This window comes from Hydrogenophaga sp. (assembly GCF_025699295.1).
In the GTDB taxonomy this organism is placed as follows: domain Bacteria; phylum Pseudomonadota; class Gammaproteobacteria; order Burkholderiales; family Burkholderiaceae_C; genus Hydrogenophaga.
The window spans coordinates 98,931-113,572 of sequence record NZ_JAILWB010000007.1; the positions used below are offsets into that span (position 1 = coordinate 98,931).

Below are 14,642 nucleotides of genomic sequence, written 5' to 3' on the forward strand. Positions count from 1 at the left end.
CGTTATGGCCCAGAATCGCCGCTCCCCTACGAACGCCCACACGCCAGCGCTTTCATGAGCAAGCCCTCCCGAACCGATCTTCGCGCCCTCGACATCGGCATGCTGCGCACCTTCGACGCGTTGATGCGCGAGCGCAGTGTGTCGCGGGCGGCGGCGCGCCTGTTCCTGAGCCAGCCCGCGGTGAGCGGCTCTCTTGCCAAACTGCGCCGCACCTTCGGTGACCCGCTGTTCAAGCGCACGCCGCATGGCGTGTCGCCCACGCCGCTGGCCCTTTCCATGGCCGATCAGGTGGCCGACCTGTTGATGCGCATGAGCCACCTGCTGGAGAACGGCCACCGCTTCGATCCTACGAGCTCCGATCGCATCTTCCGCATCGCTGGCAGCGACTACAGCAGCCGCCTGATCCTGGCGCCGCTGATGTCGCGGCTTCAGACCATGCAGGCGAGTGTGCGCATCGCCTGGGAGCCTCCGCAGTTTCACAACCTGTTCGAGCGCATCCGCCGCGGCGATGTCGACCTGGGCTGCGCGCCAGCGCCCAGCATGCGATCCGGCCTTAACTCGGCGGTTCTGTTCGAGGAGCACTTTGTCCTCGTCACGCGCAAGGGGCACCCGGGGTTCACGGGCACGGAAGACCCGGTGGAAGCGTTCTGCAAATGGCCGCATGTGTTCTTCGGTTTTCGGTATCCCAACATCGAGAGCGTGCTGGAGGACAGCGTGGCGCGCTACGGACGCCACTGTCTGGTGCGTCTGTCCATGCCTAGCTTCGACCAGGCGGCCGATGTGGTGTCGCGCAGCGACATGATTTCTGTGTTTCCCGCCCGGCTGGCACGCCTGTTCGGCGACCGGCTTCAGAGCTTGCCGCTGCCGGTGCACCTGGAGGGCTACCGTTCCTGCCTGTACTGGGACCGTGGTACCGAGGACGATCCGGGCCTGCGCTGGCTGCGCGAGGAAATCGTGCAGGTGGCGGCGCACGCCGCCGCCACCGAACCAGTCCCCTCCTGAGCCGACGCCGGGCCCGTGCCCGGCTTGCCTCACTTCATGCCCAGTTCGCCGCGCACCTTCGTGCGCGTCGTTGTGAAGGCCTGCCACAGGCGCTCGTTGGCGGTATCGCGTTGGCGCCACTGCTCCACCACCGTGCCCATGGCCTTGTCCCAGCGTGCGCGTTCACCAGGTGGCAGCGTGACCACGCTGCGCTGCTTGTCGTCCATCGTGACCTTGTACTTGGCGTCGGTGTACTCGTCGAACATCTTGCCGGCCAGGCGCACGAAGGGCTCGCCGCTGAAGCGGTCGATGGCCTCGCGCGCCTTGGGCGGCAGGCTGTCGTACTTGGCGCGGTTGAGTGCGAACATGATGGTGGACGCGCCCATGGGGATGTTCACGTGGTTCGCGGCCGCATCGGCGATGCGAAAGGAGTGCAGCGCCAGCCAGTCCTTGGGGGTGCCGTCGACCACGCCGCGGCTGATGGCCTCGGCCGCTTCACGCACCGACACCGTGCCCACCGGTGTGGCGCCCAGGGCACGTACCAGCTCCTGCTGCTCCGCACCGCTGGCCTGCAGGCGCAGGCCACGCAGGTCTTCCACCTTTTTCACCGGGCCCTTCGTGTGCAGCACGTTGGGCGGGTTCACCAGCAGGCCGATGATGTAGAAGGACTTGTCGTCATAACCGCGCATGAGACCTTGCTCGTGCAATTTCCAGAACGTGAGCGAGCCTTCGGCCGCGCTCTCGGTCACGGGCAGGCCGAAGAGGTTGTCGTCGGGAAAACGCCCCGGGGTGGTGGAAGGGATGACAAAGGCGATGTCGGCGATGCCATCGGTGACGAGCTTGAGTTGTGCACCCGGGTTGCGGCCTGCGGCGCCCAGTGTGCCGCCCGGCAGGATCTGGATCTTCACAAGCCCACCCGAGGCTTCCTCGACCGACCTGGCCCACCGACCCATCACACCGTCAGGGGCTGTGAACAGGCCACCCGGCGGCAGAAAGGTGGCGTAGCGCAGCGTGACCGGCTCCTGCGCATGGGCGGTGCTGGTGCCGATGAGGCCTGCGCAGGCGGTCGCTGCCGCGAAGGCGGCCCCCATGAGATGGCGTCTTTGCATGTCTTGTCTCCTGTCGTGTGTTTGTGGTGGGGCGGGATAGCGGAAATCAGTTGGTCGGCTCGACGTATTGCCCCGCCTCGAGCCGCACGTAGGCCGAGGCTTCGTCGAAGTGCACGCCGATCGGGTCTTCACCGCGCTCGACGGCATCGACCTGGCGCGCGAGCAGGCGGCGCAGCATGACGATGCCGCGGTCGCTGGTGGCCAGGTGCTCCTCGCCGTGCAGGGTGATGGCGCCCTGGCCGACCTGTGCCTCCCAGTCGTTGGGGAAGTCGCGGCGCTGCTCGGGCGTCATCTGGTCCCAGCGCGGGCGCGTGGCGGCATCGGGCGCGCGCGGCAGAATTTCGCCCTTCTTCGTCACGCGCGCGGCGGTGTAGATGCGGTAGTGGGTGTCGTCGATGGGTAACGTCCAGCCGATGGACTCGACCTTGCCGTACTTGCCCACGTACGGGTTGGGCACCACGCGCAGCGTGGGCAGAACCACTTCGGTGGTGCGCTTCATGATCTTTCCGCCGTCGAGCCCGCGCGTGCTGAAGACCTTGACGCCGCGATCGGTCACGTCGAACTGCACCTGGGGCATGAGGTTCATGGTGGGTGTGAACTGCGTGCCACTGAAGTTGCCATGCAGGATGGGCACGTGGAACGGGTCGACGACGTTCTCGTAATGTTGCAGCCAGTTGCAGGGTGCGACGGGGCCACCACCGCTGCCGATGCTGGTGTCGTCCACGTCGATGAACTCGCCGGGGTCGAGTTCCTCCAGCGCGTCGTAGCGCGGCAGCACGGGCTTTTTCCCCGGCGGGCCCATGTAGGCAAAGATCAGGCCGTAGCGCTCCAGCACCGGGTACCAGGGCTGGCGCGCGCGGTGGCGGTGCGCTGCGCCGCCGTCGGGCTCGCAGGGCTGGTCCAGGCAGTGGCCCTCGGCGTCGAACAGCCAGCCGTGGTAGCAGCAGCGGATGCCTTCTTCCTCCACGCGGCCGTAGTACAGCGTGGTGCCGCGGTGGCAGCAGCGGTTGTGCAGCAGACCGGGGCGGCCCTTCTTGTCGCGGTAGAGCACCAGGTCCTCGCCGAGCAGGCGCACCTCGCGCGGGGTGTCGGTGGCGTGGGACGAGAGACCCACCGGATGCCAGTAGCGCCGCAGCAGTTCACCCATGGGGGTTCCGCGGCCCACCTCGGTGAGGCGCCCTTCATGCGACACGCGCTTGCGCTCGTAGCCGGTGCCGTCGTCCAGCGGGACGGGGTGGATGGGGATGTTCATGTCGCAGGGTCTCCTTCGCATCGTTGTGGCGATGGAGTCTAGGAGGCGCCCCGACCGGAACCAAGTCGGAATTTCGGATAAGAGATATGGCCCGCGCCGATATCACCCCGTCACACCGAGCCATCCGCGCACGATCGGCGTCGGCGTGGTGGAGGTGGTGGCGGGCCCGGGCTGGTCAGCCGAAAGTGGTATCGCTCGGCGCGTGGGCGTCGCCCACGTACAGCTTGAGCAGCGGGCCTTCGCCGTCGTGTTCCCACACCCGGCCGAGGATGGGGAACTGCCGGCCGCCGACGCGCACGAGGTCTCCCTTGGCGGGGGGCACCGCGTGGTCGCGCCAGAAGTCCGGCACGGTGACGGGCGTGCGGCGGATCCAGGCCTGGTCGTCGGCGCTGAAGACCAGGACGGTGCGCAGGGGTTGCTGGGTCATGGGGACTCCTTGGATGGTCTCGCTGGCGGCGATGGTGGCAGCTTGTCGCGAGCGGCACTCGCTGGCGCCGAAGGTGCCATTCTGCATGGAGGGGCACGCGCTCAGTGCCGGTGCGCGTGGTGGGCGTCGGGCACGTGGGGGTGGGCGTGGCGCAGCGGTGTGTGCGTGTGGGCGTGGCTGTGCGGGCCCGCGGGCATGGGGTCGTGTGTGTGGTTGTGGTGGCCGTCGTCGTGCGTGTGCGCGTGTTCGTGTTCCAGCGCTTCGTGCTCGTGCGGGTGCTCGTGGCGCTCGGCCAGGTGCAGCCACACGCCCGACAACATCAGGGCCCCGCCCACCAGGACCAGGGCGGAGATCGCACGCTCCCCCAGGGCAAACGCACCGAGGGCGCCGATGAAGGGCGCAAACGCGAATACCGAGCCGGTGCGCGCCGCACCGAAGGCGCGCTGCGCGAGCAGGTAGAAGCGCAGGCTCAGCCCGTAGCCGCTGGCGCCCACCGCGAGCAGCGCGAGCGCGGCCCACGCACCGGGCAGCGGTTCGCCCCACAGGAAAGCCAGCACGGTGGTCGCGTTCGCACCCAGCAGTGCCTTGACCCAGACGACCTGGCCCGGATCGCGCTCGGCCACGCCGCGCGAAAGCGTGTTGTCCACGCCCCAGGCCGCGGTGGCCAGCAGCACCGCGAGCAGGCCGAGCAACTGCACGCGTCCCGCCAGACCCTGCTCGACCACCAGCACCGCGCCGCCGGCCAGCAGCAGGAGCATGGCCGTGGCAACGCGCCGGTCCAGCGTCTCGTGGTACCAGCGCCAGGCCAGTACCGCGGTGAACACGGCTTCGAGCGTGAGCATCAGCGAGGCGCTGGAGCCGCTGGTGCGCTGCAGGCCCCAGGCCAGCGCCACCGGCCCCACCACCGCGCCCATTCCGGCCATGGCGAGCAGGCGCGGCAGGTCGGTGCGGCGCAGCTGGGCTTCGCGGCTGGCCGGCCGCCGCAACACGATCGCCACGACCGCCGCGCCGATGTACAGCAAGGCGGCGGTGGAAAAAGGCCCCAGGCCCGCCCCGAAGCGCTGGACCAGGGGCGTGCTCAGGCCGAACAGTGCCGCAGCGAGCAGGGCGAGCAGGCCGCCTTGCAGCGCGGGGCTGGAGAGGCGGTCCGCGCCCATGTCATTGCCCGGTGAAGTTGGCGGCAATGAAGTTGCCCGGTGGTGTGAAGAACATGTACAGCGTTTCCTTGCTCTTGTCTGCGGCAGCCGGGTTCCGGAAGGTCACGCGCCACTCCTTGCCCTTCTTGCCATCGACGGTTTCGATCGTGTCGTGTTTCACGGCGCGCCAGCTCGCGTCGAGCTTGCCGCCCTTGACGAGCGCGTCCTTGCGCTGGAGGGCGCAGCCGGTCACGGTGGCTTCGGCGGCGGGCTTGTTGCCATGGAAGTGGCAGTTTCCGCCTTCTGCGGCGAAAACGGCGGGCGCACAGAGGGCGGCGGCGACAACGGAGGTGGCGATGAAATGGTTCTTCATGATGGTGTCCTGGATGAATGGGGAGGGATGGGATTCACTTGAGCGTGTTGCGGCTGTCGTCGGTGGTGTCCTCGATGGCCATGTCTTCGTGGGCATGCTGGTGCTCGGCGGCGGGGAAGCGGAAGCTGTCGGGATGTGCGTCGTGCTGGTAGCCGTGCAACTGCGTGAACAGCAGGTACACCCCGGCGTAGATCAGCGCCAGATTGGCCGCGTGGCTGAAGCGCCGGAACGACGGCCGGTGCCGCCACGCGGCGAGCATCGCCACCATCACCACCAGTGCCGCGATCTGGCCCACCTCCACGCCCACGTTGAAACTCAGGATGCGCCACAACATGGCGACGGGGTCGTCGCCCAGGGGCAATTGCTGCAAGCGGGTGGACAGGCCGAAACCGTGCAGCAGCCCGAAGCCGAACACCGCCATCAAGAGGTTGGGTGACTTCATGTCGAAGTGCTTCTGGAAGCCGCCGTTGTTGTCGAAGCCCTTGTAGATCACGCTGATGGCGATGATGGCGTCGACCAGGTAGTAGTTCCAGGTGATCTTGAAGTAGGTGGCGAAGATCAGCGTGATGCAGTGGCCGATGGTGAAGACAGTGACGAACCTGGCCACGTCCCTGAACGTGGTCAGGAAGAACACCACGCCGAAGAGGAACAGCAGGTGGTCGTAGCCGGTGAGCATGTGGCTGGCGCCGAGACCGATGTACTGGAGGTAGCCGCCTTCGAGCATGCGCTGGCGGTCTTCCTCCGAAATGCCATGTGCGAGGGCGACCAGTGGCAGCAGCGCCAGCAGGCCCAGGGCCACGGTCCGCCGGGAAAAGGGAAGTTTCATGTGAATCCGATGGATGAGAGCAGGGTCTGCGCCACCGGGTGCGAACGCGGTCGCACCCATGCCGGCGGGCGCAGAACGGGAAGGGGGAGGCGGGCCCGGTTGCCACCGGGCCGGGGTTCAGGCCAGTGCCCGGGGTGGCCGCAAGAGGCCGTCAAGGTCGGCGGACGGTCTGTCCTCCTCCATGCGGGCCGTGGGCAAGGGCGGTGGCAGGTGCACCGGTGCCGCCGTCGTCACCGGCTCCAGGCCGGAGGGCTGCATGCCGTCGCTGGCATGGTGGTGCACCGGGGTGCTGGCATCCGCATCGAGGTGCAGTGAATCGTCATCGTGGTGGTGGTGGTCGACGTCCTGGGTGTGCACCACCAGGTGTGCGATCGCGTCCGTCTGCAACTGCAGCAGTCCCGGTGTGAGCCAGGCCATGGCTTGCCACAGCATGACCAGCATCAGGCAACGGGCTCGGGCGGGGATCGACATGCGGCGGATTGTAGGCGGGGTGGAGATTGCGTCGACATCATCCATGATCCGTATGTAATTGTTGATTCAATTAATGTGATGTATATTACAAAGCATGTTCTCGATGCTGCTCGTCACCCTGCCCACCCAGCCCAGCGCGGTTCGGGTGCGCATCTGGCGCGCGCTCAAGGCGCTGGGCTGCGCGGCTTTGCGCGACGGGGCTTATCTGCTGCCCGAGGCGCAGCAGGCGCTGTTCGAGCCACTGGCAGAGGAGGTGCGCGAACACGGCGGCTCGGCCATGGTGCTGCGGCTGGAGGCGACGGACGAGGGCCAGCGCGCCGAACTGCTGGCGCTGTTCGACCGGGGGGAAGCCTATGCGGCCTGGCGCACCACGGCCGAGGCGCTGCACACGGAGCTCGCCGCGCTGGGCGAGGCCGTGGCCCGCCGGCGCTGGCGTGGTCTGGCGCAGGCGCTGGAGGAGGTGCAGCGCACCGACTACTTTCCCGGCGAAGCGGCGCTGCAGGCCCAGGCCACGCTGGCCGACCTGCGCGACGCGCTGGATGCGCACTACTCGAAGGGTGAACCCCGCGCACTGCCCGACCACGGCATCGCGCCGCTCGACGCGCGCCAGTTCCAGGGCAAACGCTGGGCCACCCGTGCGCGGCCCTGGGTGGACCGCCTGGCCAGCGCCTGGCTGATAGCGCGTTTCATCGATGCACAGGCCGAGTTCGTCTGGCTGGCCGACGTGGCGCGGCTGCCGCGCGGTGCGATCGGCTTCGACTTCGACGGCGCGCGCTTCAGCCATGTGGGCGCGCGCGTGACCTTTGAGGTGCTGCTGGCCAGCTTCGGGCTCGACCACGACGCCCGGTTGCTGCGCATCGGCGCCATGGTGCACTGCCTCGACGCGGGTGGCATCCCGGTGCCCGAGGCGGTTGGCCTGGAGGCCGTGCTGGCCGGGCTGCGCGAGATGCACGGCGACGACGACCGTTTGCTGGCCGCCGCGGCGGGCGTGTTCGACGCCCTGCTGGCCACCCCCACCGAAGGAAGAACCCCATGAACACCCCCGTGCCCACCGGGCAGCCCGCCCCCGCGAGTTTCCTGGAGGCCTTGCGCTTCTGGCTCAAGCTGGGCTTCATCAGCTTTGGCGGGCCGGCCGGGCAGATCGCGATCATGCACACCGAGCTGGTCGAACGCCGCCGCTGGATCAGCGAGAAGCGCTTCCTGCACGCGCTGAACTACTGCATGCTGCTGCCCGGCCCCGAGGCGCAACAGCTCGCCACCTACATCGGCTGGCTGATGCACCGCACCTGGGGCGGCATCGTGGCCGGTGTGCTGTTCGTGCTGCCTTCGCTGTTCATCCTGATTGGCCTCTCGTGGGTTTACCTGCGTTTCGGCGACGTGCCGGTGGTGGCGGGCATCTTCTACGGCATCAAGCCGGCGGTGACGGCGCTGGTGCTGCACGCGGCGCACCGCATCGGCACGCGTGCGCTGAAGAACCGCTGGATGTGGGGCATCGCGGCCGCGGCCTTTGTGGCCATCTTCGCGTTCAACACGCCGTTTCCCGCCATCGTGCTGGCCGCCGGCCTCATCGGTCACTTTGGCGCGCGGCGCTGGCCGCAAGTGTTCGCGCTCGGCGGTGGGCATGGCGCGGCGGTAGCGGGCTACGGCCTGGCCCTGATCGACGACGACACGCCCACGCCGGTGCACGCGCGCTTTTCGAGGCGGCATCTGCTGAAGGTGCTCGCGGCCGGCGCGGGCCTGTGGCTGCTGGCCATGGCGCTGCTGCTGTGGACACAGGGCGTGCAGGGCACGCTCACGCAGATGGGCTGGTTCTTCACCAAGGCCGCGCTGCTCACCTTTGGCGGTGCCTACGCGGTGCTGCCTTACGTCTACCAGGGCGCGGTGGACACGCACCAGTGGCTCAGTGGCGCGCAGATGATCGACGGGCTGGCGCTGGGCGAGACCACGCCGGGCCCACTGATCATGGTGGTGGCCTTTGTGGGCTTCGTGGGCGGCTGGGTCAAGGCCGTGCTGGGGCCGGACGCGCTCTTCCTGGGCGCCGCGCTGGCTGCCACTGTGGTGACCTTCTTCACCTTCCTGCCCTCGTTCATCTTCATCCTGGCGGGCGGACCGGCGGTGGAGGCCACGCACGGCCGGCTGGGTTTCACCGCGCCACTGTCGGCGATCACGGCGGCGGTGGTGGGCGTGATCCTCAACCTGGCGCTGTTCTTCGCGTACCACGTGCTGTGGCCGCAGGGTTTCGACGGTGCTTTCGACACCGGTTCGGCGGTGATCGCCGTGGCCGCGGCGCTGGCGCTGTTCCGTTTCAAGCTGGGTGTGTTGCCCCTGCTCGGTGCCTGCGCGGCCGCCGGGCTGGTGGTGTCCTTGTGGCTGCGCTGATCGGAACACCATGAACCTGAATACTTTGCCGTTTGCCTCTGGCGTCATGCAGCTGCACGAGCTCCACCTCGGCAGCCTGGGCGGCGACGGCCAGACCATGGAGTCCGCGATGAGGCTCGCACTGGACGCGAACTTCGGCGGCTTCGAGCGCTGGCGCGAAGACTTTGTTGCCTTGCTCACCGCGCATGGCGTGGATGCGCGCTGGGCCTTGCTGACGTTTCTGCCGTGCGAGGGGCGTCTGGAAAACCTGGGCGTGGCCCCCGACGCCGGATGGCCGGACGGCGGTGTGCCGCTGCTGGCACTGGACCGCCACGCACCGGCCGGCGCCGGGCTGGACCGCATCGACTGGGCCGGCGTGTACGCGCGATACCAGGCGGCGGTGCATGCGGCGAGCGAGCCCTTCGGCTGTGTCCCCGCGGACATTTCGGGCGCGCTGGTGATCGACGTGCGCCGGGCCGGGGTGTTCGAGCAGGCCACGCAGATGATGGCGGGCGCGCGCTGGCACGACCCCGCCGCCGTGGGGCAATGGGCCACCGACCTGCCCCGGGACCAAGCCGTGGTGGTCTATTGCGTTCATGGCCACGAAGTGAGCCGGGCCACGGCGCTGCGCCTGCGTGCGGCCGGGGTGGACGCGCGTTACCTGCGCGGCGGTCTGGAGGGCTGGAAGGCCGCCGGGCAGGCCCTGGTGGCGAAGGAGAATGCACCATGAAATGGGTTACCCGCGAACGCCCCAAGATCGACCGCATCGCCTGCCCCTGGCTGATCCAGCGTTTCATCGACCCGGCGGCCGAGTTCCTCTACGTGCCGGCGGGTGAGGTGCTGCGCGTGGCCACGGCGACGGGTGCCACGCCCTACGACATCCCGGGCGTGGAAATGAGCCACGTGGGGGAGTTGTGCAGTTTCGACGCCTTCCTGTCGAAGCACCGGCTGGACGATCCGGCGCTGGCCCGGCTGGCTGCCATCGTGCGCGGTGCCGACACCTCGCGGCCCGATCTCACGCCGCAGTCGGCCGGCCTCTTTGCGATATCGCTGGGCCTGTCGCTTGTGTTCTCGGACGACCACGAGATGCTGCGTCATGGCATGGTGCTGTACGACGCCCTCTACGCCTGGTGCCGCGATGCCCAGGAAGAAACCCACGCATGGCCACCGGTCATGCCATGAATCGGACCCCATGAACAAAAAAATCTGGCTGGGCGCTCTTGCGCTGTGCAGCGCGGCCCTGTGCCACGCACTGGATGTGAAGTTCGAGCCCGTCGCACCGGGCGTGTACGCCCACATCGGTGACCTGGGCGGGCGCAGCGCCGACAACGAAGGGCTCAACGCCAATATCGGGCTCGTGGTCACGCCGCAGGGCGCGGTGCTGATCGACAGTGGCGCAACGCACCAGAGCGCGCGCCGCATCCATGACGCGGTGCGGGCGGTGACGGCGCAGCCGGTGCGCTGGGTCATCAACACCGGCGGGCAGGACCACCGCTGGCTGGGCAACGGCTACTTCGCATCGCAGGGGGCCGAGCTGATCGCGCACGCCAACGCCGCGCCCGACATGCGCTCCCGCGGTGGCGACCAGCTGGCCGCGCTGCGCAGCGTGCTGGGTGACAAGGCCTCGGGCACGGTGCCGACGCTCGCCACCCGCTGGATCGATGCAGACGACAGCCGCATCGATCTGGGTGGCGTGGTGTTCGAGCTGCGGCACCGGGGCGGTGGCCACACACCGGGCGACATGATGGTGTGGCTGCCGGGAAGCCGGGTGCTGTTCACCGGCGATATCGTCTATGTGCAACGGCTGCTGGGTGTGCTGCCGGTGAGTCACACGCGCCACTGGCTGGAGACGTTTGCGCTGATTGAACCGCTGGCGCCGGCGCACATCGTGCCCGGGCATGGACCGGTGACCGATCTCTCGACGGCGCAGGCCCACACGCGGGACTATCTGCTGGCACTGCGCGCCCACATGGCACAGGCGGTGAGCCGGCTGGACGATATCGGCGTCGCGGTGCGCAGTTTTGACGGCCGGCCGTTCGAGAAGCTGCTCAACGCAGCCGAACTCATGCCCGGCAACGCCAACCGGGTGTACCTGGAGATGGAACGCGAATGACGCGCCCCGGCTGGAACGGGCGGGCCGGTGTCAGGCAGTGACCACGTTGCGCAGGCCCAGCTTTTTCGTCATCGCGTCGCGCAGCACGAACTTCTGGATCTTGCCGGTGATGGTCATGGGAAAGGCGTCGACGAACTCGACGTAGGCCGGCACCTTGTAGTGCGCGATGCGGCCGCGCGCGAAGTCCTGCAGCTCCTGCATGCTGGCCTTCTCGCCGGGCTTGAGCACCACGCAGGCACACAGCACCTCGCCGTACTTCGCGTCGGGTACCCCGACCACCTGCACGTCCTGCACCTTGGGGTGGCTGTAGTAGAACTCCTCGATCTCGCGCGGGTAGACGTTCTCGCCCCCGCGGATCACCATGTCCTTGAGGCGGCCGACGATGTTCACATACCCCTCGGCGTCCATGGTCGCGAGGTCGCCCGTGTGCATCCAGCCCTCGGCGTCGATGGCCTCGCGCGTCTTCTCCGGGTCGTCCCAGTAGCCCTGCATCACCGAGTAGCCGCGCGTGCAGAGTTCACCGACCACGCCGCGCGGCACCGCGCGGTTGTCGGCGTCGACGATCCGCACCTCCAGGTGCGGCTGCACCCGGCCCACCGTGGAGACGCGCCGGTCCACCGGGTCGTCCACCGCGCTCTGCGTGGACACGGGCGAGGTCTCGGTCATGCCGTAGGCGATGGTGACCTCGTGCATGTGCATCTGCGACTGCACGCGCTTCATCACTTCGATGGGGCAGGGCGAGCCGGCCATGATGCCGGTGCGCAGGCTGGAGAGGTCGGTGGCGGCGAATTCCGGATGGTCCAGCGCCGCGATGAACATCGTGGGCACGCCATAGAGCGCGGTGCAGCGCTCGGCCTGCACGGTGCGCAGCACGGCCTGTGGGTCGAAGGCCTCGGACGGATAGACCATCGCGCAGCCGTGCGTGACGCAGGCCAGGTTGCCCATGACCATGCCGAAGCAGTGGTACAGCGGCACGGGGATGCACAGGCGGTCGTCGGGCGTGAGGCGGATCGCCTCGCCGACGAAGAAGCCGTTGTTCAGGATGTTGCGGTGTGTCAGCGTCGCGCCCTTGGGAAAACCGGTGGTGCCCGAGGTGAACTGGATGTTGATCGGGTCGGCGGGCGCGAGCGTGGGCCCGGTGGCGGCGAGCTGCGCCTGCTGCGCGGCGCCGGCCATGGCGGGCAGCTCGTCGACGTTCAGCATGCCGGCGGTGTGCTCGGCGCCCAGGCGGATCACCCAGCGCAGATGTGGCAGGGCTGCGGCCTGCAACTGACCGGGCACGCTGGCGTCGAGCTCGGGCGCCAGGCCGCGCAGGATCTCGATGTAGTTGCTGGTCTTGAGCGCTGGCGCCAGCACCAGCGCCTTGCAGGCCACCTTGTTCAGTGCGTAGGCCAGTTCGCTGTCGCGGTAGGCGGGGTTGATGTTGACCAGAATCAGGCCGGCGCGCGCCGTGGCGAATTGCAGCAGTGTCCATTCGGCCCGGTTGGGTGCCCAGATGCCGACCCGGTCCCCGGCCTGCAGGCCGAGCGCGAGCAGGCCGGCGGCCAGGGCGTCAACCCGCTGCAGCAATTGCTGCCAGCTCCAGCGCACACCCTGGTGGGGAATCACCAGGGCCTCGCGTTCGTCCCAGCGCTGAGCGGCGGATTCGAGCGCGGCACCGATGGTGAGGTCCAGCAGAGGCGGGCTGTCCATGCCCCGGGCGTATGAGGCAGACGGTGTGTGTTTCTGGTCCATGGGGTTCCTCGGTGCGGTGGGGTGGCGCGGTCATCATGACCATCACCAGCCGCGCGCACACGCCCGGGATTTCCCTGAGGCCGCGCTGTTCCGTTGCGGAGCACCTGCCAGGCGGCGCGGTACCATGCGCGCTGCCCGATCCACCCCACCTCGCCCGGAGGCCTGCGCACGATGAACAACAGCTTGCAGATCGACGACGTGGACGTGCTCGTGGAGGGCGCGGGTGCGCACACCGTGGTGATGCTGCACGGCTGGCCCGATACGCCCGCACTGTGGGACAACACGGTGGCCGCCTTGCGCGACGGCTACCGTTGCGTGCGCTTCTGTCTGCCGGGCTACGACCTGACCCGACCACCGCGCCCGGTGTCGGTCGACGCCATGTGCGGCCTGGTGCGCAAGATCGTCGATGCGGTGAGTCCGCACGAGCCCGTCACCCTGCTGCTGCACGACTGGGGCTGCTTCTTCGGCTACGAGTTCGCCGCCCGTCATCCGGACCGTGTGGCGCGCGTGATCGGCGTGGACATCGGCGACACCAGTTCGGGTGCCTACCTCAAGGGCTTGAGCGGGAAGGAAAAACGCATGATCGCGTACTACCAGATCTGGCTGGCCCTGGCTTGGAAGATCGGACCGTGGTGGCCCGGGCTGGCCAACCGCATGTCGCGCTACATGGCGCGCAGCATCGGCTGCCGCAGCGAGCCGGCGCGCATCGGCTGGCAGATGAACTATCCGTACGCCATGCAGTGGTTCGGCGCCCATGGCGGCCTGCGCGGCGTGGCACGGGTGGACAAGCTGCTGGGCGTGGACATGCCCGCGCTGTTCATCTACGGCCGGCGCAAGCCCTTCATGTTCCATTCGGCGCGCTGGATCGAGCAACTGACCCAGGCACCGGGCTGCGAGGTGCTGGCGCTCGACACCGGCCACTGGGTGATGCGCCAGAAGCCGGCCGAGTTCAACGCCTGCGTGCGCGCCTGGCTGGACCGCGCCACCGCCACGTCCGCATGAAGCCCGAGGACCTGGAGCGCCTGCTCACGGTCGAGATGCCGTACGGCAAGTACAAGGGCCGGCCCATCGCCGATCTGCCGGGCAACTACCTGAACTGGTTCGCGCGCGAAGGGTTTCCGGCGGGTGAGATCGGTCGGCTGCTGGCGCTGATGCACGAGATCGACCACAACGGCCTGGGGGACTTGCTCACGCCGCTGCGGCGGCGCTGAACGCGGCGGATTTCAGTCCAGCCCGAGTGCGTGGTACACGCGCAGCGCGGCCCAGGCGTCGTTGGCCGCGTAGATGAGCTGTGCTTCACTCAGGCGCGGGTTGGCCCAGTTCGAGGTGGCCGCCTTCTTCGATTTGATGAAGCGCCGGTTGAACAACACCGCCACCGCGCCTTTCACGCCCATGTCCTTGCGGTAGCCGCGCGCGCGGAACACGGCATTGAGCTCCATCACCGCGGCGGGCTCCACCGCCAGCTTGGCCACGATGCGCCGGGTGTCGTCGCCCAGCCCGAAACCAGCCTTGATGTGACCACCGTGCGCCAGCAGGGCTGCGACCTGGGCCCGGCAGTCCGGCTCGTGCAGCTGGAACACCCAGGCGCGTTCCAGTGTGGCCAGCTGCACGATGTGCGGCCCGTCGGACACCTGGTCCTTGTGAAAGGTGGGTTTGGACTCGGTGTCGAAGCCCCACACGGTGTGATCGATCAGCGCCGCGCAGGCCTCGCGGGCCTGTGCGGCCGTGCTCACGAGCGAGATGCGATCGAGGTCCAGGCGCTCGAAGGGTTCAAGCAGGGCGATCTCGTCCTTGTCGGGCGTGGGGCGGTGTTCGCGCGCGTTCATGAGCGGCCGAGGATACCCCGGCGCGCATAATCGCGC

17 protein-coding genes are annotated in these 14,642 nt (G+C 68.5%); 8 read left to right on the plus strand and 9 right to left on the minus strand.

Going from position 1 to position 14,642, the window contains the following annotated elements; all coding sequences use genetic code 11:
- Window positions 1–54: 54 nt before the first annotated feature.
- Window positions 55–1,002 (plus strand): LysR family transcriptional regulator, encoded by a 948-nt coding sequence (locus tag K5880_RS08995; protein WP_297650908.1) that lies wholly within the window; start codon window positions 55–57, stop codon window positions 1,000–1,002.
- Window positions 1,003–1,031: 29 nt separating this feature from the next.
- On the opposite strand, the gene K5880_RS09000 is transcribed toward K5880_RS08995, so the two are convergent.
- The 7 genes from K5880_RS09000 to K5880_RS09030 form a co-directional block, all read right to left on the minus strand.
- Entirely contained in the window at window positions 1,032–2,090 is a 1,059-nt protein-coding gene (locus K5880_RS09000) for a TRAP transporter substrate-binding protein (RefSeq protein WP_297650910.1), read from the minus strand.
- Between the two features lie 46 nt (window positions 2,091–2,136).
- Window positions 2,137–3,342 carry an aromatic ring-hydroxylating dioxygenase subunit alpha gene (locus K5880_RS09005; protein ID WP_297650911.1) on the minus strand — a complete coding sequence of 402 codons (1,206 nt, stop codon included), beginning with the start codon at window positions 3,340–3,342 and terminating at the stop codon, window positions 2,137–2,139.
- A 175-nt stretch (window positions 3,343–3,517) separates the two neighbouring features.
- Complete coding sequence (locus tag K5880_RS09010) at window positions 3,518–3,769, minus strand: hypothetical protein (protein ID WP_297650913.1); 252 nt, start codon at window positions 3,767–3,769, stop codon at window positions 3,518–3,520.
- Between the two features lie 101 nt (window positions 3,770–3,870).
- Complete coding sequence (locus K5880_RS09015) at window positions 3,871–4,926, minus strand: DMT family transporter (protein WP_297650915.1); 1,056 nt, start codon at window positions 4,924–4,926, stop codon at window positions 3,871–3,873.
- Between the two features lies 1 nt (window position 4,927).
- Window positions 4,928–5,278: a DUF6488 family protein gene (locus tag K5880_RS09020; RefSeq protein ID WP_297650917.1), complete on the minus strand. Its 351-nt coding sequence runs from the start codon at window positions 5,276–5,278 to the stop codon at window positions 4,928–4,930.
- Between the two features lie 34 nt (window positions 5,279–5,312).
- The gene (locus K5880_RS09025; RefSeq protein ID WP_297650919.1) at window positions 5,313–6,104 is read right to left on the minus strand and encodes a HupE/UreJ family protein; all 792 of its coding nucleotides are present in this window, start codon (window positions 6,102–6,104) and stop codon (window positions 5,313–5,315) included.
- A 117-nt stretch (window positions 6,105–6,221) separates the two neighbouring features.
- Window positions 6,222–6,575, minus strand: a complete 354-nt coding sequence (locus K5880_RS09030; protein WP_297650921.1) for a hypothetical protein — start codon at window positions 6,573–6,575, stop codon at window positions 6,222–6,224.
- Window positions 6,576–6,669: 94 nt separating this feature from the next.
- Here K5880_RS09030 and K5880_RS09035 point away from each other — a divergent pair, with 94 nt between their 5' ends.
- The 5 genes from K5880_RS09035 to K5880_RS09055 are packed head-to-tail and all read left to right on the plus strand — an operon-like array spanning window position 6,670 to window position 11,046.
- A complete protein-coding gene (locus K5880_RS09035) occupies window positions 6,670–7,611 on the plus strand; it encodes a chromate resistance protein ChrB domain-containing protein (protein WP_297650923.1) in 942 nt (313 codons plus the stop codon).
- A complete protein-coding gene (gene chrA / locus K5880_RS09040) occupies window positions 7,608–8,954 on the plus strand; it encodes a chromate efflux transporter (RefSeq protein WP_297650925.1) in 1,347 nt (448 codons plus the stop codon). Before K5880_RS09035 ends, chrA begins: the two co-directional genes overlap by 4 nt.
- 10 nt (window positions 8,955–8,964) lie before the next feature.
- Window positions 8,965–9,663, plus strand: a complete 699-nt coding sequence (locus K5880_RS09045; RefSeq protein WP_297650927.1) for a rhodanese-like domain-containing protein — start codon at window positions 8,965–8,967, stop codon at window positions 9,661–9,663.
- Window positions 9,660–10,115, plus strand: a complete 456-nt coding sequence (locus tag K5880_RS09050) for a chromate resistance protein ChrB domain-containing protein (protein WP_297650929.1) — start codon at window positions 9,660–9,662, stop codon at window positions 10,113–10,115. Before K5880_RS09045 ends, K5880_RS09050 begins: the two co-directional genes overlap by 4 nt.
- A 10-nt stretch (window positions 10,116–10,125) precedes the next feature.
- The gene (locus K5880_RS09055) at window positions 10,126–11,046 is read left to right on the plus strand and encodes an MBL fold metallo-hydrolase (protein WP_297650931.1); all 921 of its coding nucleotides are present in this window, start codon (window positions 10,126–10,128) and stop codon (window positions 11,044–11,046) included.
- 30 nt (window positions 11,047–11,076) lie between these two features.
- Here K5880_RS09055 and K5880_RS09060 read toward each other — a convergent pair whose 3' ends face one another.
- Window positions 11,077–12,780 carry an AMP-binding protein gene (locus K5880_RS09060; RefSeq protein ID WP_297650933.1) on the minus strand — a complete coding sequence of 568 codons (1,704 nt, stop codon included), beginning with the start codon at window positions 12,778–12,780 and terminating at the stop codon, window positions 11,077–11,079.
- A 171-nt stretch (window positions 12,781–12,951) separates the two neighbouring features.
- Between K5880_RS09060 and K5880_RS09065 the strand changes: the two genes are divergently transcribed.
- Both K5880_RS09065 and K5880_RS09070 read left to right on the plus strand, forming a co-directional pair.
- Entirely contained in the window at window positions 12,952–13,782 is an 831-nt protein-coding gene (locus K5880_RS09065; protein WP_297650935.1) for an alpha/beta hydrolase, read from the plus strand.
- On the plus strand, window positions 13,779–13,991 hold the full coding sequence (locus K5880_RS09070; RefSeq protein ID WP_297650937.1) for a DUF3820 family protein: 213 nt from the start codon (window positions 13,779–13,781) through the stop codon (window positions 13,989–13,991). Before K5880_RS09065 ends, K5880_RS09070 begins: the two co-directional genes overlap by 4 nt.
- 12 nt (window positions 13,992–14,003) lie before the next feature.
- Here the strand turns inward: K5880_RS09070 and K5880_RS09075 are convergent, their stop codons facing one another.
- Window positions 14,004–14,606, minus strand: a complete 603-nt coding sequence (locus K5880_RS09075) for a 3'-5' exonuclease (RefSeq protein WP_297650939.1) — start codon at window positions 14,604–14,606, stop codon at window positions 14,004–14,006.
- Between the last annotated feature and the right edge of the window lie 36 nt (window positions 14,607–14,642).

Bases quoted from the DNA above. Each gene is read 5' to 3' on its own strand.
- K5880_RS08995 (WP_297650908.1), top strand. From the start codon at position 55: ATGAGCAAGCCCTCCCGAACCGATCTTCGCGCCCTCGACATCGGCATG.
- K5880_RS09000 (WP_297650910.1), bottom strand. From the start codon at position 2,090: ATGCAAAGACGCCATCTCATGGGGGCCGCCTTCGCGGCAGCGACCGCC.
- K5880_RS09005 (WP_297650911.1), bottom strand. From the start codon at position 3,342: ATGAACATCCCCATCCACCCCGTCCCGCTGGACGACGGCACCGGCTAC.
- K5880_RS09010 (WP_297650913.1), bottom strand. From the start codon at position 3,769: ATGACCCAGCAACCCCTGCGCACCGTCCTGGTCTTCAGCGCCGACGAC.
- K5880_RS09015 (WP_297650915.1), bottom strand. From the start codon at position 4,926: ATGGGCGCGGACCGCCTCTCCAGCCCCGCGCTGCAAGGCGGCCTGCTC.
- K5880_RS09020 (WP_297650917.1), bottom strand. From the start codon at position 5,278: ATGAAGAACCATTTCATCGCCACCTCCGTTGTCGCCGCCGCCCTCTGT.
- K5880_RS09025 (WP_297650919.1), bottom strand. From the start codon at position 6,104: ATGAAACTTCCCTTTTCCCGGCGGACCGTGGCCCTGGGCCTGCTGGCG.
- K5880_RS09030 (WP_297650921.1), bottom strand. From the start codon at position 6,575: ATGTCGATCCCCGCCCGAGCCCGTTGCCTGATGCTGGTCATGCTGTGG.
- K5880_RS09035 (WP_297650923.1), top strand. From the start codon at position 6,670: ATGTTCTCGATGCTGCTCGTCACCCTGCCCACCCAGCCCAGCGCGGTT.
- chrA (WP_297650925.1), top strand. From the start codon at position 7,608: ATGAACACCCCCGTGCCCACCGGGCAGCCCGCCCCCGCGAGTTTCCTG.
- K5880_RS09045 (WP_297650927.1), top strand. From the start codon at position 8,965: ATGAACCTGAATACTTTGCCGTTTGCCTCTGGCGTCATGCAGCTGCAC.
- K5880_RS09050 (WP_297650929.1), top strand. From the start codon at position 9,660: ATGAAATGGGTTACCCGCGAACGCCCCAAGATCGACCGCATCGCCTGC.
- K5880_RS09055 (WP_297650931.1), top strand. From the start codon at position 10,126: ATGAACAAAAAAATCTGGCTGGGCGCTCTTGCGCTGTGCAGCGCGGCC.
- K5880_RS09060 (WP_297650933.1), bottom strand. From the start codon at position 12,780: ATGGACCAGAAACACACACCGTCTGCCTCATACGCCCGGGGCATGGAC.
- K5880_RS09065 (WP_297650935.1), top strand. From the start codon at position 12,952: ATGAACAACAGCTTGCAGATCGACGACGTGGACGTGCTCGTGGAGGGC.
- K5880_RS09070 (WP_297650937.1), top strand. From the start codon at position 13,779: ATGAAGCCCGAGGACCTGGAGCGCCTGCTCACGGTCGAGATGCCGTAC.
- K5880_RS09075 (WP_297650939.1), bottom strand. From the start codon at position 14,606: ATGAACGCGCGCGAACACCGCCCCACGCCCGACAAGGACGAGATCGCC.